At 65.4% G+C, this 18,705-nt stretch carries 17 protein-coding genes and 1 pseudogene; 10 read left to right on the top strand and 8 right to left on the bottom strand.

Annotated features, from left to right (window positions below):
* Window positions 1-65: 65 nt before the first annotated feature.
* The 3 genes from ppk2 (at window position 66) to otsA (ending at window position 3,428) form a co-directional block, all read left to right on the top strand.
* The gene (gene ppk2, locus A7W11_RS26085) at window positions 66-980 is read left to right on the top strand and encodes a polyphosphate kinase 2 (protein WP_066421046.1); all 915 of its coding nucleotides are present in this window, start codon (window positions 66-68) and stop codon (window positions 978-980) included.
* A gap of 183 nt (window positions 981-1,163) precedes the next feature.
* Window positions 1,164-1,940 (top strand): trehalose-phosphatase, encoded by a 777-nt coding sequence (otsB, locus tag A7W11_RS26080; RefSeq protein ID WP_066421043.1) that lies wholly within the window; start codon window positions 1,164-1,166, stop codon window positions 1,938-1,940.
* Between the two features lie 60 nt (window positions 1,941-2,000).
* Window positions 2,001-3,428, top strand: a complete 1,428-nt coding sequence (gene otsA, locus A7W11_RS26075) for an alpha,alpha-trehalose-phosphate synthase (UDP-forming) (RefSeq protein WP_066421038.1) — start codon at window positions 2,001-2,003, stop codon at window positions 3,426-3,428.
* 63 nt (window positions 3,429-3,491) lie between these two features.
* Here the strand turns inward: otsA and A7W11_RS26070 are convergent, their stop codons facing one another.
* The 5 genes from A7W11_RS26070 to A7W11_RS26050 all read right to left on the bottom strand — a co-directional run bounded on the left by A7W11_RS26070 (window position 3,492) and on the right by A7W11_RS26050 (window position 8,108).
* On the bottom strand, window positions 3,492-4,538 hold the full coding sequence (locus A7W11_RS26070) for an NADP(H)-dependent aldo-keto reductase (protein WP_066421037.1): 1,047 nt from the start codon (window positions 4,536-4,538) through the stop codon (window positions 3,492-3,494).
* Between the two features lie 164 nt (window positions 4,539-4,702).
* Window positions 4,703-5,164, bottom strand: coding sequence for a hypothetical protein (locus tag A7W11_RS26065; protein ID WP_066421036.1), 462 nt, complete (start codon window positions 5,162-5,164; stop codon window positions 4,703-4,705).
* Window positions 5,165-5,357: 193 nt separating this feature from the next.
* Window positions 5,358-5,861: a hypothetical protein gene (locus tag A7W11_RS26060; RefSeq protein ID WP_066421029.1), complete on the bottom strand. Its 504-nt coding sequence runs from the start codon at window positions 5,859-5,861 to the stop codon at window positions 5,358-5,360.
* 89 nt (window positions 5,862-5,950) lie between these two features.
* A complete protein-coding gene (locus tag A7W11_RS26055; RefSeq protein ID WP_066421026.1) occupies window positions 5,951-6,541 on the bottom strand; it encodes a TetR/AcrR family transcriptional regulator in 591 nt (196 codons plus the stop codon).
* Window positions 6,542-7,166: 625 nt separating this feature from the next.
* A complete protein-coding gene (locus A7W11_RS26050) occupies window positions 7,167-8,108 on the bottom strand; it encodes a LysR family transcriptional regulator (protein WP_066421024.1) in 942 nt (313 codons plus the stop codon).
* A gap of 175 nt (window positions 8,109-8,283) precedes the next feature.
* Here A7W11_RS26050 and A7W11_RS26045 point away from each other — a divergent pair, with 175 nt between their 5' ends.
* The 3 genes from A7W11_RS26045 (at window position 8,284) to hutG (ending at window position 11,187) form a co-directional block, all read left to right on the top strand.
* On the top strand, window positions 8,284-9,282 hold the full coding sequence (locus tag A7W11_RS26045; protein WP_066421022.1) for a Bug family tripartite tricarboxylate transporter substrate binding protein: 999 nt from the start codon (window positions 8,284-8,286) through the stop codon (window positions 9,280-9,282).
* Between the two features lie 98 nt (window positions 9,283-9,380).
* The gene (locus tag A7W11_RS26040) at window positions 9,381-10,376 is read left to right on the top strand and encodes a hydroxyacid dehydrogenase (RefSeq protein ID WP_066421020.1); all 996 of its coding nucleotides are present in this window, start codon (window positions 9,381-9,383) and stop codon (window positions 10,374-10,376) included.
* A gap of 4 nt (window positions 10,377-10,380) precedes the next feature.
* Window positions 10,381-11,187: an N-formylglutamate deformylase gene (gene hutG / locus A7W11_RS26035; RefSeq protein WP_066421017.1), complete on the top strand. Its 807-nt coding sequence runs from the start codon at window positions 10,381-10,383 to the stop codon at window positions 11,185-11,187.
* A gap of 30 nt (window positions 11,188-11,217) precedes the next feature.
* Here hutG and A7W11_RS26030 read toward each other — a convergent pair whose 3' ends face one another.
* A complete protein-coding gene (locus A7W11_RS26030) occupies window positions 11,218-12,162 on the bottom strand; it encodes a M14 family metallopeptidase (RefSeq protein WP_066421016.1) in 945 nt (314 codons plus the stop codon).
* Between the two features lie 116 nt (window positions 12,163-12,278).
* Here A7W11_RS26030 and A7W11_RS26025 point away from each other — a divergent pair, with 116 nt between their 5' ends.
* From A7W11_RS26025 to A7W11_RS26010, 4 genes are all read left to right on the top strand, one after another.
* Window positions 12,279-12,518 carry a DUF3820 family protein gene (locus A7W11_RS26025; RefSeq protein WP_066421015.1) on the top strand — a complete coding sequence of 80 codons (240 nt, stop codon included), beginning with the start codon at window positions 12,279-12,281 and terminating at the stop codon, window positions 12,516-12,518.
* Between the two features lie 189 nt (window positions 12,519-12,707).
* Window positions 12,708-13,202 (top strand): sigma-70 family RNA polymerase sigma factor, encoded by a 495-nt coding sequence (locus A7W11_RS26020; RefSeq protein ID WP_066421014.1) that lies wholly within the window; start codon window positions 12,708-12,710, stop codon window positions 13,200-13,202.
* 83 nt (window positions 13,203-13,285) lie between these two features.
* Window positions 13,286-14,221 (top strand): FecR domain-containing protein, encoded by a 936-nt coding sequence (locus A7W11_RS26015; protein WP_235816972.1) that lies wholly within the window; start codon window positions 13,286-13,288, stop codon window positions 14,219-14,221.
* 116 nt (window positions 14,222-14,337) lie between these two features.
* Window positions 14,338-16,791, top strand: coding sequence for a TonB-dependent siderophore receptor (locus tag A7W11_RS26010; RefSeq protein WP_082887487.1), 2,454 nt, complete (start codon window positions 14,338-14,340; stop codon window positions 16,789-16,791).
* Window positions 16,792-16,997: 206 nt separating this feature from the next.
* Here the strand turns inward: A7W11_RS26010 and A7W11_RS26005 are convergent, their stop codons facing one another.
* Together A7W11_RS26005 and A7W11_RS29185 are read right to left on the bottom strand one after the other, a co-directional pair.
* Complete coding sequence (locus tag A7W11_RS26005) at window positions 16,998-17,699, bottom strand: hypothetical protein (protein WP_066421010.1); 702 nt, start codon at window positions 17,697-17,699, stop codon at window positions 16,998-17,000.
* A gap of 737 nt (window positions 17,700-18,436) precedes the next feature.
* Window positions 18,437-18,618 (bottom strand): annotated as a pseudogene (locus A7W11_RS29185) (integrase core domain-containing protein); the annotation flags it as partial.
* Window positions 18,619-18,705: the final 87 nt, after the last annotated feature.

The raw sequence follows: 18,705 nt of genomic DNA, 5'->3' as shown, positions 1-18,705 counted from the left end.
TCCCGCCGGTTTTTCACTCCGCCGGGCGCATGCGCCAAGCCCGGCCTACACGCCTTTCCGACACCATGAGCGACCGCGACAATCTCTCCGAACAGACCCGCCGCCTTTATGCAGAAATGATCGACAGCCTCGACGAAGAGCTGGAGATGGAGCTGGACGATGCGCGCCTGGACGCGCTCACCGGCGCCGCAGGCGAGGGCGACACCGACATCGACCGCCGCATCTATTTCCGCGAGCTGCTGCGCCTGCAGGGCGAGCTGGTCAAGCTGCAGGACTGGGTCGTGCACAAGAAGCTGAAGATCGTCGTGCTGTTCGAAGGCCGCGACGCGGCGGGCAAGGGCGGCGCCATCAAGCGCATCACGCAGCGCCTGAATCCGCGCGTGTGCCGCGTGGCCGCGCTGCCCGCGCCCAACGACCGCGAACGCACCCAGTGGTACTTCCAGCGCTACGTGTCGCACCTGCCGGCGGGCGGCGAAATGGTGCTGTTCGACCGCAGCTGGTACAACCGTGCCGGCGTCGAGCGCGTCATGGGCTTCTGCACCCCCGACGAATACGAAGAGTTCTTCCGCAGCGTCACCGAGTTCGAAAAGATGCTGGTGCGCTCGGGCATCATCCTCATCAAGTACTGGTTCTCGATCAGCGACGAAGAGCAGAACCGCCGCTTCCTGGCCCGCGTGCACGATCCGCTGAAGCAGTGGAAGCTGTCGCCGATGGACCTGGAGTCGCGCCGCCGCTGGGAGGCCTACACCAAGGCCAAGGAAGAGATGATCGAGCGTTCGCACATCCCCGAAGCGCGCTGGTGGGTGGTCGAGGGCGTGGACAAGAAGCGCGCCCGCCTGAACTGCATCCAGCATCTGCTGGAACAGGTGCCGTACGGCGAAGTCGAGCATCCCAGCATCGTGCTGCCCGAGCGCGAGCATCACCCCGACTACATCCGCCAGCCGCTGCCGGGCGACATGTTCGTGCCGTCGAAGTACTGACGGCACGCGGGATCGGCGCCCAGGCTTCGCCATCGCATCCCGGATCCCTCAGGAAGTCGGATACGCCTCGATACGCCTTGGTGGTGGCCAGGGCGTTACCCTGTTACATCAACAGGGCGCGCGACGTCCGCCATCTTGCTGCTGTCGTTCCTCGCGCGCCGTTCATCGACGCGCAGGAACCTCATGCTGGCATCCCCCGAATCCCGCCAATCGGCCGTTTCCGCTCCCCCTCCGTTGCCCGATCCGGCGCGCACCGCTTTGTTCCTGGACGTGGACGGCACCCTCGCCGAGCTGCGTGACCAGCCCTCGCAAGTGATCGTGCCGGCGTCCACCGTGGCCGTGCTGGGGCGCCTGCATACGGCCTTGCACGGCGCCGTCGTCATCCTCTCGGGCCGATCCGGCAGCGGTATCGACGAACTGCTGCGTCCCCTGGCCTTGCCCTACGGCGCCAACCATGGCGCCGAGCGCCGCGATCTGACGGGCCGCATCCATCGTATCGATCCTCCGCCAGGCCTGCCAGCGGCGCTCGAGGCCCTGCGCCAGGGCGCGGCTGGCTGGGATGGCGTGCTGGTCGAACCCAAGCCACTGGGCGTGGCCGTGCACTACCGCATGGCACCAGACCGGGGCGAAGCCGTGCACAAGCTGGTGCAGGCGGTCGCCGCGAGGCATGCCGGCCAGTTCGACGTACAGCCCGGCAAGATGGTCTTCGAGCTCAAGCCCCGTGGGGTGGACAAGGGCGGCGCATTGCGTGAATTCATGCGCGGCACGGTACTTGCTGATCGGATTCCCGTGATGGCCGGCGACGACCTGACGGACGAGTCGGCCTTCGCCGCGGCGCAAGAGGCCGGCGGATTCGGCATCAAGGTCGGGACGGGGGATTCCATCGCGCCTTGGCGATTGAGCGGTCCCGCCGATCTGGCGCGCTGGCTGGGCGCGCTGTGCGCAAAAAGCGGTCTGTGATCCGCCGGGCCGTCCTACCCGCCAGCGCTTTCATCCAAGAACAACGAACGGGAGTGCACCATGAGCAGATTGATCGTCGTATCGAATCGCGTCACTCAGGCCGCCTCGGGCAAGGCCACCGGCGGCCTTGCCGTCGGCGTCTACGATGCCTTGCGCGGTTCCGGCGGCATGTGGCTGGGCTGGAACGGCGAGGTCGCCGAAGACGGCGCGCAGATCGAGGTATCCCAGACCTCGCACGACGGCATCGACTACTGCACCTTCCCGTTGGCCAAGCGCGATTACGACCGCTTCTACCGCGGTTTCTCCAACGCCACGCTGTGGCCCTCTTTCCACTACCGCGCCGACATCAGCAGCTACCAGCGCAAGGATTACGAAGGCTATCTGCAGGTCAACCGCGATTTCGCGCGGCGCCTGGCGCCGCTGCTGAAACCCGACGACATCATCTGGGTGCACGACTATCACCTGCTGGCGTTCGGCCGCTTCTGCCGCGACCTGGGCATCCAGAACCGCATCGGCTTCTTCCTGCACATTCCGTTCCCCGGTCCGGAAGTGTTCCGCACCGTGCCGCCCAGCCGCGAACTGGCGCAGGCGATGTGCGCCTACGACCTGCTGGGTTTCCAGACCGAGGCGGACCAGCAGGCCTTCGGCGATTACTGCGAGCGCTACCTGCAGGCGCAGCGTGCCGGCAATGTGCTGTCGTTGCAGGGCCGCCTGGTGCGCACGGGCGCGTATCCCATCGGGATCGATCCCGAGTCGGTCACCGAGATGTCGCGCGCCAACCGGTCGCGCCAGGTCGTAGCCTTGAAGTCGGGCCTGGCCGATCGCAAGCTCATCATCAGCGTCGACCGGCTGGACTACAGCAAGGGCCTGGTCGAGCGCTTCAACGCGTTCGAGCAATTGCTGGAGCACGGCCCGGGCCATCGCGGGGCGGTGTCCTTCGTGCAGATCGCGCCGTCGTCGCGCTCCGACGTGCTGGGCTACAAGGAAATCCGCCGCGAACTGGAGCGTACCGCCGGCCGCATCAACGGCAAGTGGGGCGAACTGGCCTGGACCCCGCTGCGCTACATGAACCGCTCGTACGAGCGCTCCGTGCTGATGCCGCTGCTGCGCGCCTCGCAGGTCGGTTTCGTCACGCCGCTGCGCGATGGCATGAACCTGGTGGCCAAGGAATACGTGGCCGCGCAGCCGCCCGATGATCCCGGCGTGCTGGTGCTGTCGGAGTTCGCGGGCGCGGCGCGCGAGATGGAAGATGGCGCGCTGCTGGTCAATCCCTACGACATCGAAGGGATGGCGCTGGCGCTGGACCGGGCCTTGCGCATGTCCCTGGCCGAGCGGGCGTCGCGCTACGAGTCGCTGATGAAGCGGCTGAGCGGCTATGACCTGGCGAAGTGGCGGGACAGCTTCCTGGCCGATTTGCGCGACGCCAGGCAGCCGCGCATTCTGCCCGGGGATAGGGCCGCCACCGAGTTGAAGGCGGTGGGGCTGTAGCGAGGGTGGGGTCATGAAGCGCGAGCGCCGCGTGACGCGGCGCTCGCTGCCTTGCCCCCGCGCTTACGGCGCCGGGTTCGGGTACTTCGTGTGAATCGCTTCGATGCCCTTCAGGACGTCCTCGTCCAGCGTCACGTCCACGCTCTCGATGTTTTCCTTCAACTGTTCCAGCGTGGTAGCGCCGATCAGGTTGCTGGTGACGAACGGGCGCTGATTCACCCAGGCCAGCGCCATCTGCGCGAAAGACAGGCCGTGCTGCGTCGCCAGCGCCGCGTATTCTTGCGCCGCCGCCTCCACCTGCGGATTGCTGTAGCGCGTGAAGCGCGTGAACAGCGTCAGGCGGGCGCCTTCGGGGCGCGCGCCGCCCAGGTACTTGCCGGCCAGCACGCCCATCGCCAGCGGCGAATAGGCCAAGAGGCCCACGCCTTCCCGATGCGAGAACTCGGACAGGCCGATCTCGAAGATCCGGTTCAACAGGCTGTACGGGTTCTGGATCGACGCCACGCGCGGCAGGCCGGCTTCGGCATGCTTGATGAACTGGCCCAGGCCCCACGGCGTTTCGTTGGACACGCCCACGTGGCGCACCTTGCCGGCGCGCACGAAGTCCTGCAGCACTTCCAGCGTCTCGGCCACCGGCACGGTGTGTTCATCCTCTACCCACGGATAAGCCAACTGACCGAACGTATTGGTGGTGCGGTCGGGCCAGTGCAGTTGGTACAGATCCAGGTAGTCCGTCTGCAGGCGTTTCAGGCTGGCGTCCAGCGCGGCGGTCAGGTTCTTGCGGTCCAGGAAGGTCTTGCCGTCGCGGATGTGGCCGGGGCGCTTGGGATCGCGCACCGGACCGGCCACCTTGCTGGCCAGCACGATGTCCTGGCGGCGGCCCGTTTTGGCCAGCCAGGTGCCGATGTAGGTCTCGGTCAGGCCCTGGGTTTCGGGCTTGGGCGGCACGGGGTACATCTCGGCCACATCCACCAGGTTCACGCCGCGCTCCAGCGCGTAGTCCAACTGGGCGTGCGCGTCGGCCTCGCTGTTCTGTTCGCCCCAGGTCATGGTGCCCAGGCCGATCAGGCTGACGTCGAGATCGGTACGGCCGAGTTTGCGGTATTTCAAGGGAAGCTCCGGAGGGAATGAGGTAAGGCGTGCGCAGTGGCCACGCCGGTAGCCGGATGGTACTCCCGTCGTCGCAATGGCAACCTGAACGCGGCAGCCGCGCCGTCCATGCCTTGCACACCGCATGCGGCGCGGCTTCGCGTCACGCTCTTTCTGTTATTTGCTCAGAACCCGGCGGCCGTGCGGCGGCGTTGGCGCGCGCGTTCGAAACCGTCGTCCAGGCCGGCGCCTTCGACACGGGGCACGTCCAGGCGCCGCGTCATGGGCGCCAGCATGGCGCCGAAGCTTTCCACGGGCGGATTGCCCACGGCCACGCGATAGGGTTGCAGCGGCAGCAAGGCGTCGGCCGAACCCGATTGCGCGGCGCTGTACTGCGCCGCGGTGGGTTGGTACTCGGCAATCGCGCGATGCATGCGCTCATCCGCGTATTGGTCGCGCAGCAGGTCCTGGTTGATCGGCGCGGTGTCCGAGATGTCGATGGGCGCGGCCACGGCGTTCGTCCGTGCGGCTTCCTCGGCCGCCTGCTGTGCCGCGACGGCGGTGGCGGCATCGGCCGCGGCCGTGCGGCGCACGGCGCGTGTCGCGTGCACGTAGGGGCTTTCCAGTGGAGCGATCGGTGACAGCATGGCGACCTCCTGCTTGGGGTCTGACGCGGGAGGACGGCGTCAGGACCCTGTTTCATCCATGGACAGTAAACCTGAAATGGCGCGGGGAAAACGTTTCATTTTGGAAGCGCGGAATACGGCGCGTCTCGTTGGCGTGTCATGTCCGCTCCGGCGCACAACTGGCCAGGCGGGCGGCATCGTCTGCCTGGCGGCTTCAGCCAAAGGAACGCGCCTTGCGTTGCGACCGGATCCACCACGCCTGCACCGCCGCGCCCAGCACGAAAATGGCCAGCCATGCCAGCAGCGCGCCTTTCACGACTGGCGATTCCGGACTGTCCGCGAACGGATGCGCGGCCGGCAGCCGTCTCAGCGTTTCGCTGATGCCCGGCACCAGCAGCAGGAAGAAACTGAACGACAGCGCGAACGCCGACAGATAGGCCTGGAAGCGGCGCAGGAACGGGATGCGCGACACCAGCAGGCCGCCACAGACGACCAATAGCGCCAGGATGCCCAGCGCATGGCCCGCATTGAAACCGCCGGTGCTGGACAGGCCGAATGCGGTCAAGACCGATAGCGCCAACCCTGCGAGATAGATTCGCCCGGCCGTCGTGGCGCTTTCGATCCTGCGATAGCGGACGAAGCTGTAGAGGCCGGCGGCCATGGGAATCAGGCTGACCAGGGTATGGCCCAGGCCTAGGGCAGAGATGGGATTGGGCATGACGGTGGCTCCTTTGGCAATCAACTAGTTGGTTGATTGTGTGATTCAAAAAAACCGGGCAATGTCCCGGCACGGATAAAGCAGTGTTTTCAGGCGGGCGCGGCAAGCCGCCCGATGGCCGCCTGCGTGATCGTTTCAAAGGTCTCGGGATGGCCGAATGCCCGCGCCGACAGCATCGCGCCATGCACCGTGGCCATGAAGGCGTGGGCTTCGACGGCCGGCGCATCCTTCAGGCGGAACGTGCCTCGTTCCGCGCCCAATGCCATCACGGCGGTCAGCCAGCCGGACAGTTCCTCGAAATACGTGCGGACCTCGTGCGCGATCTCGCTGGGAATGGCGGGCAGCTCGGCGGCCAGCATGGCGCAGATGCAGATGGGCATCGAATTGTCGCGGATGCACTGGGCCCAGTACCCCGTATAGGCGTTCAGCCGGGCCTGCGGGTCGTTCACCTGCTGATTCAGCGCGGCAAGGCCGGCCCTGGCCTGGGCGCGGTGCATCCTGACCACGGTCAGCACCAACTCGGCCTTGCTGGGAAAGTGATGGTGGATGCTGGCCTTGCCGATGCGCACGCGATCGGAAATGTCCGCGTAGCTGAAGCCGTTGTAGCCGCCGGCGGCCAGCAATGCCTTGGCGTGCTCGGCGATTTCTGCTGCGCGGGGGGAGAGTTCGGGGGCTTCCATGGTCTGTTTCTGTTGGCGTGCCGGGGCTTGTCCAGCGGCCGGATGGTCACGGGAAGCGAGTCCGGGCGATGGAAATGTGAAGTCAATCTACTAGTTGGTTGATTGGCTGTCAAGCGCCTTCCCACTTTTCGGGATCGCAGGCCGCCGGGGCCGGATCACCGGGGGCAGCCCAAGGGTCTCCTTGCCGCAGTGGAGGTCAGGGCGGACGCGGGCCGGTATCAGTTGCGATTGACCTGATCCTGTGCTTCTCGCACGAACCAGGGAAGGTTCAGTCTTTCCCCTTCACCCGACTGTATGGTCAGGCGCGGGCCCGATGCCCCTGGCGCGTTGTCCGTATCTTGCGTCGTGGAAGACGAACGACTCCGGTAGTCGATGCCGGTGGGTTGCCGGGGGGACGTGTTCGTGCAGGCCGTGATCGACGCGAAAGCGACCGCGGCCAGAACGGGCCGCAACAGGGCTGATCGAAGTGTCTTCATGATGTCTGCTCTTCATTGCCGCACGGGAAGCGCCTGGCGGCCTCGTCTGGACGCTCTTAGCTTACTCGCAAGCGCGTGGGCCATCCTTGCGATGCCCGCCGGGATCGACCGCGGGTCATTCTGGCCAGCGACCGCAGAGGATTCGCGTCTCAGAGCGCGGCGTCCTCCAGGTGCGCCAGCATCCAGTCGCAGAACACGGCGACGGCCAGCGATTCCGGCTCGTCGCGCCACAGCAACCCCATCGACCGGATGGTGTCCCGGGTCGGCACATCGAGAATGCACACCCGGCCCGCCGCCAGCGCCGGTCCCGCCAGGCTCAGGGGCAGCAGCACCAGCGCATCGCTTTCCGCGACCATCGTCGTGATGGCGGACAGCGAACTGGTCGTGATGTTGACCACCCCCGGACGTACCGGACTGTCTTCGAACCAACTGTCGAACACGATGCGGCTGGTCATGCTTTGCGGGAAGGTCAGCCATTGCTCCCTGGCCAGTATCGGCAGGGTGACGGGACGGCCCGCCAGGCGGTGGCCCGCCCGTGCCAGCACCACGGGCCTGTCGTCCAGGATCGGCGCGAAGCGGTAACCCTGCGGTATCTGCGAGGGTTGGCGGATGAGCAATACGTCCAGCGTGCCCAACGCCAGTTCCTCGAGCAGCACGGCGCTCTTGTTTTCATGCAGGTGAAAGTGGATCTCCCGGTGCGTCTGCGCGAAATGCGACAACGCGGACATGATGGGGCCATGGCACGCCGCGGGCATGGCGCCGACATGCACGACGCCGGCCGCGCCGGATTGAAGGTCGGAAAGCGTTTGCGAGGCCGCCTGGGCCACGCGCAACATGCTGCGCAGAAACGGCAGCAGCGCGCGGCAGGCCGGCGTGGGGCGCATGCCCCGCGCATGCCGCTCGAAAAGCCGGGTCTGCGCCAGTTGTTCCATGTCGAGCAGCATCTTCACGACCGTGGGCTGGCTGATGCCCGCCTCCTCGGCCACCTTGTGCGTGCTGCCCAGGTCGGCGATCAGCACCACCAGTTGGACGTGCCGAAGCCGGACCTTGCCGATCAGCCGGTTGAGCAGGGTGCGTGCATCCCTTGCCATCGCGTATTTCTCCAGGAATCGATGTTCGTCCTCCAAGGGGCGAGCGATGCCATTTTGGCATCACTGACCGCGATTTGGTTTTGCTCTTTGAATAAGGCAGGGGAACAATGCTGGCGGCGCGTTCCTGGCAGGAGCGTGCCCAAGGGGTTGATTCAAAACGATAAGGAAGTCTTCGATGCCTATTTCAGTGAAAACTCGCCAGCGCCGCCTGCTGCTCTGTGCCACCGCCAGCGCGGCGGCATGGGCCATGGGCATGGCCGCACCGGCGCAAGCCGAGTCATTTCCGTCCTCGCGCGTCACCTTGACGGTGGCGTTTCCGGCGGGCGGCACCAATGATGCGGTGGCCCGCTATCTGGCCGAGCCGCTGGCCAAGAAGCTGGGCCAGCCCGTGGTCGTGGAAAACGTGGGGGGCGCTGCCGGCGCGATCGGCGCGGCGCAGGTCACGCGCGCCGCGGCCGATGGCTACACCCTGCTGCTGGGCTCGGTCAACGAGACGGTGCTGGCGCCCATCACGAACCCGGCCGTGCGCTACAGCTACAAGGATTTCACGCCCATCGCCAAGGTGGGCAGCACGGCCTTCGTGATCGTCGGCCGCAAGGACCTGCCCGCGGGCAACATCGACGAGGTGCTCGCACTGGCGCGCAAGAAGCCCGATTCGCTGACCTTCGGCAGCACGGGCGTGGGGTCGTATCAGCAGGTGGTCATGGAAAGCATCCAGCGGATCGCCGGGGTTTCCATGGTGCACGTTCCCTATCGCGGGGGCGGCCCGATGCTGACGGACCTGCTGGGCGGCCAGATCGACCTGGCCGTCAGCCTGCCCACCACGATGCTGCCGCAGATCAACCGGCAGACGGTCAAGGCCATTGGCGTGACGGGCCAGAAGCGCGATCCCGCCGCGCCCGAACTGCCGTCCGTCAACGAAAGCCGCGACATCAAGGGCGTGGACTTCGTGTTCTGGTTCGGCGTCTTCGCGCCCAAGGGCCTGGACGAGGACCGCCGCGCGCGCCTGCAGGCCGCGGTGACCGACGTGCTGGACGATCCCACGGTGCGCAAGCAGTTGCAGGCCGCCGGCCTGGCCGTCGCCACGCCAGCGGAGCAGACGTCGCTGCCTGCCTTCCTGGCCGAAGAAGACGCCAAGCTGCGCGCCGCCGCAAGCGGCATCAAGTTCCAGTAATCGCCGGCGATCATGGGGGCCCGTTTCCAGCGGGCCGCCGTGTCCTGGCCTGTTTCGTCCTTGGCGGCCTTCGTTCGCCGTGTTTCAGGAAGCCCGCCTTGCCGACCTGCGTCATCGCCCAGCCCATTCATGCCATCGCCGCACGCCTGCTGAGCGAGGCCGGCATCGAGCCGGTGCAGGCGGCCGGCACGGACCTGGCGGCGTTGCGTCAGGCCATTGTGTGCGCCGATGCCGTGATCGTGCGCGATGCCTTGCCCGCGCCCGTGATGGACCTGGCGCCGCGGCTCTGCGTCATCGCCAATCACGGCACCGGCACGGACAAGATCGACGTGCGCCATGCCACCGCACAGGGCATCCCCGTCGTCTTCACGCCCGACGCGAATGTGCGATCGGTGGCCGAGCACGCCCTGATGCTGATGCTGGCGACGGCGCGGCAGGCCGCCCAGGCCGATGCCGCCAGCCGGGCGGGCAACTGGCGATTCAAGTACGAGCAACCCATGCAGTCCTTGCATGGCAAGACGCTGGGCATCATCGGCCTGGGCAAGACCGGCCGCCTGTTGTGCGAGATGGCCGGCCAGGGCCTGCGGATGCGTACGCTGGCGTGGTCGCCCAGCCTGCCGGCCGACGCGCCGCTGCCGCCGGGCATCGAACGCGCCGACACCCTGGCCGACCTGCTGCGGCAGGCCGACGTCGTGTCCCTGCACCGGCCGCTGCGCGCCGACACGCGGCATACCTTGAACGCCGATGCGATCGCGCTGATGAAACCCGGCGCCATCGTGGTCAACACGTCGCGCGGCGGCCTGATCGACGAACCCGCACTGGCCGATGCGCTGCGCGATGGCCGCCTGTTCGGCGCGGGCCTCGACGTTTTCGCCGATGAACCGCTGCCTGCCCAGTCCGTTCTGGCCGGCCTTGCCAACACCGTGTTGACGCCCCATGTCGCGGGCTCGACGCAGGAGGCGCTGATGGCCACGGCCAGCGGCTGCGTGGCCCAGATCATCGAGGTCCTGTCGGGACAGCGTCCCGCGCATCTCGCCGACCCTTCCGTGTGGGCAGGCCGCCGCCTGCCCGCCAGTCCTCTATTGCAGGTCTAGCCTCATGACACCTCCTGTCGTCGCCGTAGAAAAGGGCGACATTCCCCTGGTCATCTCGATTCCTCATGGCGGAGAGTTCCTGCCGGAGGAGTTCTCCCGGCTGATGACGCCCGCCGCGCGCACCCTCGCCGACACGGACTGGCACCTGGCGCGCCTGTACGCCTTCGCCGCCCAGATGGGCGCATCGTTCGTGCGCGCCAACTACTCGCGCTACGTCATCGACGTGAACCGCCCTAGCGATGGCGCGGCGCTGTACCCGGGACAGACCACCACCACACTCTGTCCGGTCGCCACCTTTCACGGCGAGGCGGTGTACGCGGATGCCGGCGACCAGCCCGACGACGCAGAGGTCGCGCGGCGGGTGCGCCTGTACTGGCAGCCCTATCACGACGCGCTGCAAGCGGAGTTGGCGCGTGTGCGAGCGTTGCATGGCCGGGTGCTGTTGTGGGAGGCGCATTCCATCGCCAGCGTGTTGCCCTATCTGTTCGAAGGACGATTGCCCGACCTGAACATCGGCACCTTCAGCGGCGCGGCCTGCGCGCCGTCGCTGCGCGAGGCGGTCATCGGGGCCGCTGGCGCAGGGCCGTTCAGTTGGGTGGTCGACGACCGCTTCAAGGGCGGGCACATCACGCGGCACTACGGCAAGCCGGAATCCGGCGTGCACGCCATCCAGCTGGAGATGGCGCAGTGTCTTTACATGGATGAGTCCGCGCCGTTCGGCTATCGCGAAGACCTGGCGGCCAAGGTGGCGCCGACGGTGCAGGCCATGGTGACTGGCGCCCTGGATGCGTTGCGGCAGTTGCCGGCGTAGGGCGAGGGGCCGCGCGCGCGGCCCCTGGCTTCAGATCGCCAGCGTCAGGTAGACGGCTTCGCGGCCGATCACCGGCGCCTGCGTGGGCATGAAAATGGTGCAGTCGTCGCAGGGCGACCGGATTTCCTCGGTGCCGTTCATCGCGATCAGCTCGTCCTTGTCGAACGTTTCGAAGCCGATCACGGGGCGCGTGAAACGGAATGCCTCGCTCTTGACCATGTGCACTTCCAGCAGGCGATAGCGCCGGGGTGCGGGTGGGGCAGGGGCGTCGGCAGGCTTGTCGATGAGACCCGTGTGCGCCAGCAACCGGAGACAGACGTCGGTGGCCAGCTCGGAAGCGGAATGGGCGAAATGATGCCCGCATTCCACCACCAGCGAGCCGCCGCTGTTGGATTCGGGATCGCCGTGGCGGCCGTATCCGATGACCGCCGTGCCTGGAAACCGATCCTGCGGCATGACCATGTGCACCACCGGCGCGCCGACGGCGGTGGCCAATGCGGCGTTGCGGTCCATTTCGTTGTAGACCCAGAAGGGCTGCACCGGGGTGCGCGTGGAGTGGATGTCCAGCACGATGTCCGCCGCGTCCACGACATGCCGCAACTCGCGGGCGCGGCGCAGTTCGGGGCTCTGCTCCGCGCCGTCCAGCATGTCCGCCGACCAGATGCGGTTCAGGTTGTGCACCAGTTGGCGGTTTTCGTAGGGCTGCTCGATGTCGAAGGCCTCGTAGGCTTCGACGTGGGCAAAGCTGATGGTCAGGGTGCCGATCCTGGGGCGTATGCCCGTGTCCAGCAGGTGGGTGGCTGCCACCATGCCGCAGATCTCGTTGCCGTGCGTGATGGCGTTGATCAGGACGTGCGGGCCGGGGAGGCCTGATTCGAAGCGGTAGACGTAGGGGATGCCGGTGTTGCCCTCGCGGTAGGCGGAGAGGTCGCGGGGCAGGACTTCGAGGGGGTAGGGGTTGGAGTCGGTGGTCATCGGGGTTGTCTGGTCGCGTTGATGGTCGATGTACCGGGGGAGAGCACGGCGGCTTCCCCTTGGCCTTGTATGATCGATAGCCTGAAGGTTACGCCTCCTGGCAACAGTACACCGCCGTGAACGCCGAAGATCTCGAACTGCTGGTCACCTGGGCTATGCCCTATGGCAAATACAAGGATCGCTTGCTGGCGGATCTGCCTGGGCATTATTTGACCTGGTTTGCCCGTAATGGCTTCCCGGAAGGGAAGCTGGGTCAGTTGCTGGCGTTGATGCATGAGCTGGATCACAACGGCTTGAAGCCGCTGCTGGATCCTCTGCGCGGTAAAGGAAGACCGCGCGGCGATATGAAGGGCTAGATCCCCGGTACACACCGCCGATTCCGGCAGGCCGACGTCTCCGTGCCGTTGCTGGCGATGCAGCCATCAAGGCCGATGCCCGGCGCAGGGCAGCGAGGATCCCGCACGCCTCGGACACGAATCAGCGCCTTAAGGCATAATTAGCACTGTTTCTCATTACCGTTTGGTGCCTGGGCAAGGCTGTCGGCTGTGCGCGATCATCGTTCTTCGCTTGAAATCGAGGCGCTCTACCACGCGCATCATGGCTGGTTGCATGGCTGGCTGCGCGGCCGCATGGGCAACAGTTTCGATGCCGCGGATCTGGCCCAGGACACCTTCGTGAAACTGCTGGCCCACGAAGAGCCGCTGAGCATTCGAGAGCCTCGGGCGCTGCTCGCCACCATCGCCAAGCGCGTGGTCGCCAACTTCTACCGGCGGCGCAAGGTCGAGGAAGCCTATCTCGCCGCGCTGGCCCTGTTGCCCGAACCCGAGGTGCCGAGTCCCGAGACGCGCGCATTGCTGCTCGAAACCCTGCTCGAGATCGACAGGCGCCTGTCGCAGCTGAAGGTGTCGGCGCGCAAGGCGTTCCTGATGCATCAGGTCGAAGGCATGACCCAGGTGGAGATCGCTCAGGCGCTGAGCGTGTCGGTGGCCACCGTGCAGCGCTACCTCGAACGCGCGGTGCATCAAGTCTGCTTCGGCTGATCGCGATGGAGACACCCGCCAACCTTCCGACGATGCCCCGCCTGCAGGGGGCCCCCATTCCGGTTGCGGTCAGCAAGGCCGCCGTGCGCTGGCTTGTCGCATTGGATGCGCCGCAGGCGACGCAGCAGACCCGCGAGCAATGGCGCGCCTGGCTGCAGGCCGACAGTGCGCACGCCCGCGCCTGGGCGCACTTGCAGGAGATGGGCTTGTGCCTGCGGCAGGTCGACCCGGCCATCGCCCACTCGACGCTCTTGCCGCCCGATACCTCGATGAGCCCCGGCCGCCGTCGGGCGCTGCGCATGCTGGCGGGCGGCGCCGTATCCGTGGCAGGCGTGTGGGCGCTGCAGGGCAGCCCTGGCTGGCGGGCATGGCGGGCCGACTATCGCACCGCCGTCGGAGAGCGCCGCCGCATCGTCCTGGCCGATGGCGGCGAGGTCGTGCTCAATACCGACAGCGCCATCGATATCCGCTTCGACGAGCAACGCCGCCTGCTGCATATGCTGCGCGGCGAGATGCTGGTGACCACCGGCCAGGACCGGCAAGCCTCCCCGGCCATGCGGCCCTTCCTGGTCGAGACGGCCCAAGGCCGGCTGCGTGCCCTGGGTACGCGCTTCACCGTTCGCCAGCTCGAGGACGAGTGCCTGCTCAGCGTCCTGGACGGCGCGGTCGAGGTCAAGCCCGCCGATGCGCCCGCCCAGTCCTTCGTGGTCGAGGCGGGCAGGCAGGTGCGCTTCGACCGATGGCAACTGCTGGACAGCGCGCAGGCCGATCCTGCGGCGGGCGCCTGGTCCAACGGCATGCTCGTCGTCCATCAGATGCCGCTGGGCGAGTTCGTCGCCGAACTGGCGCGGTATCGCAGCGGGCACCTTGATTGCGACGCCTCGGTTGCCGCGCTTGCCGTCTCCGGCATCTTCCCCGTGGACGACACGGAGCGCGTGCTGGACATGCTGCGCAGGACGCTGCCGGTCACGGTCAGAACCCGGACCCGTTACTGGGTGACCGTACAGGCTGCGACCTAGGCCGATTGCTTCGTTACAAATTTCTTGGCTTTGCCGCCCCGGAAATTGAGGGGTTTTTCACGAGCTGGGTGACATACCAGGCAGAAATCACTCTGTTTCGTTGGAAGACAAGCCTGATGGGTCAATTCATGCATCGCGCGCGAGCGCGCACCGCCGCCATCTCCGTGGCGGCTTTTTCAATCCTGCCGGTCACGCTGCTGTCCCTGGCCCCGCGTGGCGCGCAGGCCCAGGACGTGCCGGTGCCGCAGACGCGGGTCTACGCCGTCGCGGCGGGTAACCTGCAAGCCGTGCTGAGCGCGTTTGGCCAGGCCAGCGGACTGATGATCTCGTATTCGGCCCAGGACATCGCCGGCAAACACAGCGCGGGCGTCAATGGCCGATATGCCGCCAAGGATGCGCTGGCCGCCGTGCTGGCCGGTACCGGCCTCGGGGCGATCGCGCAGTCCAATGGCGGCTATTCCGTGGTGCCTCTGCCCGGCAATTCCGGGGCGGCGGTGGAGCTGGCGCCGGTCAGTGTGGTCGGCAGCGGAAATCTCGTCACGACGGACGGCGTTCCCTCTTATGCCTCCCCGGCGGTCTCCATGTTCAAGGGCGCCACCTCGTTGCGTGACATCCCGCAGTCGGTCTCGGTACTGACCCGCCAGCAGATGGACGACCAGAACCTGACCACCGCGGCGGCGGCGCTGAACCAGGTGACGGGCGTCAGCACCACCGGCTATGACCGGACCGAATCCATCATGGTGCGCGGCTACGCCGCCAATGCCCAGACCGATGGCGTGCCCGTGGTCGGCATGACCAACAATCCCTTTACCGACATGGCGCTGTACGACCGCGTCGAAGTGCTGCGCGGTCCCTCGGGCCTGCTGACGGGCAGCGGCGAGCCGGGCGGCACCGTCAATTTCGTGCGCAAGCGGCCGTATACCGAACTGGGCGGCTCGGGGTCGCTGTCCACGGGCTCGAACAACCGGCGCCGTGGCGAGATCGACCTCAACACGCCGTTGAACCAGGACGGCTCCCTGCGCGCCCGCACCGTGCTGGTCCGGCACGATGAGGACAAGTTCTACGACGATGCCAAGAGCCGCGACGAAGTCGCCTATGGCATCGTGGAGTACGACCTGACGCCGAACACCACCCTGGGCGTGTCGGGCACGTATTCCAAGTGGACCACGAACACCTTCTGGGGCCTGCCTCTGATGAGCGACGGCAGCCTGCCTTCGCGCCGCACGTTCATGGGGTCCGACCAGGATTCGATCTACCGCATCAAGGAGACCTCGGCCGATCTGACCCACCGCTTCGCCAATGACTGGACCGCGCGGGCGGCCTACGGGCATCGTGAGCTGGATGGCGATTACCTGGGCATCGTCACGACGGCGCCGGTGGATGTCACGACGGGACGTGCGGACACGTCCAGCGCGTATGGGTACTACCAGAAGCAGACGAAGTGGGACAGCGCCGACTTCAACGTCACCGGTCCATTCAGCGCCTTTGGCCAGCGGCACAAGCTGACGGTCGGGTACAACCTGTCCAAGTCGGACAATCTGCTGGGTTCCACGTCGTTTAGCGCGAAGAACTGGGACGTCTTCAACGACCACGACTACAGCGCCCTCATCAATCGCAACGTGACCTCGCGCCGCCAGACCGTGACGGAGCAGTCAGGCCTGTACACCTCCGCGCAGATCGCACTGGCGGATCCGCTGAAGCTCGTGCTGGGCGGCCGCTGGACCAGCTATCGCAGCAAGAGCCGGACCGTGGCGGCCACCAACACCGACTGGGTGCGCAGCGCGGGCAAGGCGAGCAAGGAGTTCACCCCCTACGGCGGCCTGCTGTGGGACGTGAACGATCGCGTCACGCTGTACGCCAGCTACGCGGACACCTTCGTGCCGCAGACGCAGGAGGATTACCAGGGCAATGTCCTGGATCCTCGCGTTGGATGGCAGACCGAGGTGGGAGCGAAGGTGCAGTTGGTTGAGGATCGGTTGTTCTTCAACGTGGCCTTATATCGCATTCGAGACAAGAACCGCTCGATGGTAGATGGGGACCACGTGGGTTGCGGAGGCTCCAGCACGGGCGCGTGCTATCGCTCGGCCGGCCAGGTGCAGAGCGACGGCATCGACCTGGAACTGGTCGGCAAGATCACGCCGAACTGGGACATCTCTGCGGGCTATACGTATACGCGTGCCAAGTATCTCAGCGATTCCAATGCCGACAATGTCGGCAAGCGGTTCAATGCCGACCTGATTCCCCGGCAGATGTTCAAACTGTGGACGAACTACAGCTTCAGCCCCGAGGACTTCGGCGGCGCCCTGTATGGGTGGAGCGTGGGGGGCGGGATGAATGCACAGAGCGATATCTACACCAGCAGTGCGCGACAGGGCGGGGTGATGCGTGGTGGTGGGTATGCGGTTTTCTCGGCCAGGGTCGGGTATCGGATCAATGCCAATTGGGATGCGTCGCTGTTGGTGACGAATCTGTTCGATCGCACGTATCTGCGCAACGTTGGGTACGGCGGGTTCCTGAATTTCTATGGGGATCCGAGGGCGGCCATCGTGTCGGTGCGTGGGCGGTTTTGACGGTGTAGCGGGTTTGGCGCGGGTGGTTGATGCATGACGGCCGATAGGCAAGGCCGCTGTCCTAATCACCTGCGGTCTTGCGGCTCTGACCACGGCGGGGAGGAACGTGCGGAGCCCCGAATGCTTGCTTCCGGTACGTCTGGTACCGCCGATCCAGCCTTCGCCTTACCGCATAAAGCGGCACGAATTTACTGTCAGGCCCCCGACTAAGCTAATGGGCGGGAAGACGCTTCAGTGAACTCTTCTTCTGACAGCAGCGACCACGCATATCCGGCTTGCTTCGCATACTGAGCGAGGGATTGCAGCAAGGCATCACGGAATTGACGGGTCAGGAACAGCACGGCGAACACATCTCCGTCTACCCCTGGGCGGAGCACCCCGACGACACCCATCTCTCTCAGTTCGGTCAGGTGCTCGTTCCATTCACCGTGAAAAATGGAAATCAACGTGTCTCGCGAGATGCTGGGCGGTGCAGCGTCTGGTGCCGAGAGTAATACGAACTGCCCTTGTTGCCACCATGGCCACTGACCAACGTCAAATAGAGCGGCGGCCGTTTCAGATCGTTGAGTCGACACCATATTGATGCCAGACGGCGCGCGCTTGAGGACCAGTTGGGCAAACTTCGATTGATTTGGGTCGGGAAGCGTCCGCACCAAGTCGCCATCCTCGGTTGACCATTCTGTCGAATTAAGGCGGGCGACTTCGTCCCTCTGAAAAGTTACGCGAGCGACTGATGTCAACGCCTTAGCTATGAGCGCGCTGACCTCCGCTGGTATGCCGTCGTCAATCTGTGCACCGATGTTCCAGCCGAAAAGTACGATATCTCCCGCGCCGGAGGGGAGCAACTCACTGAGTTGCCATTTGGTCTCGCGTGGCTCGGCGCAAGCGAAGAGCGCTCTATGCATCATTCGGCAGAGACCTCAGGCAACGGCGTGAAGTAAGCATCGGCCCAGTCGTACACTGCGCCGCCAGCGGCCGAACCTACGCGATAGCCTGCATAGCCACCAATAATGCACCCGCTTACTCCACCGACAGCGGTTCCGATGGGAGATGCTAGAGTTCCAATTGCTGCTCCGCCTGAGCCAGCCAGTCTGCAAAAGCCCCAGGCGAGGCTCCATGCGCTTACAACCTCAGTAGTGCGCTTTATCGGCTTGCTGGCCAATACGATGGATACCGCATCCATCGACATCCCGAGAATTGCCAACTTTCGCCCTGCATAAGCAAAGTATTTTGCTGTGTTGTAGGCAACCGCGCCAACCGTTCCTACGGGAGTATGTCCAGAAATTTCGAATTTTTCGTAGGTGCCTTTCTGGTTCCAGTGGTAATCGACTGTCTTTGTTATTTCGTTGATGCCGTAGTCGAGTCGAAGATGCTTCTTGCCCGACATGCCTTGAAAAAACAGCGTGGATGTGGAGCCGCTCTTGGGTTTCCATCCTCTAGGCTGAAATTCAATGCAGAGTCCGTTTGTACCAGGGATAGGGATACGCAGCACGCTCGGCATGCCCAATGAAAAAGGAATGCTTCCGCTGGCAGGTAGGTTTTCGTCCATTCTTGCCCTTTGAAAGTGTGTATTCCAAATGCCGCGCTGGATTTTTGGCATCTCCCAAATCTCTGAAGTGGGTCCGGGCATGCTCTGACCTGCTGATTTTGCTTGGCGCAACGACAGGAACCAATGCTCGTTCAAGCATTCATCGTGGAATTTCCCATTGAATCTCTCGATGTGGGCGTTTTCCATGGGGTTCCCCGGCCTGATGAATGATACCTTCACACCGACCTGGTAGGTCCAAGCGTCCAAGGCCTGCCGGCAAACTCAGGGCCGTTGTCCACGGTGATCGGCAGAGCTAATCGACGCAATTCCGAGAGCCGTTGCAGAACCTGTGCCCCCTGCAATCCTGGCAGCGATGTATCGACCTC

This window comes from Bordetella ansorpii (assembly GCF_900078315.1).
Lineage (GTDB): Bacteria > Pseudomonadota > Gammaproteobacteria > Burkholderiales > Burkholderiaceae_B > Bordetella > Bordetella ansorpii.
This window is presented reverse-complemented; position numbering and strand designations above follow the sequence as displayed.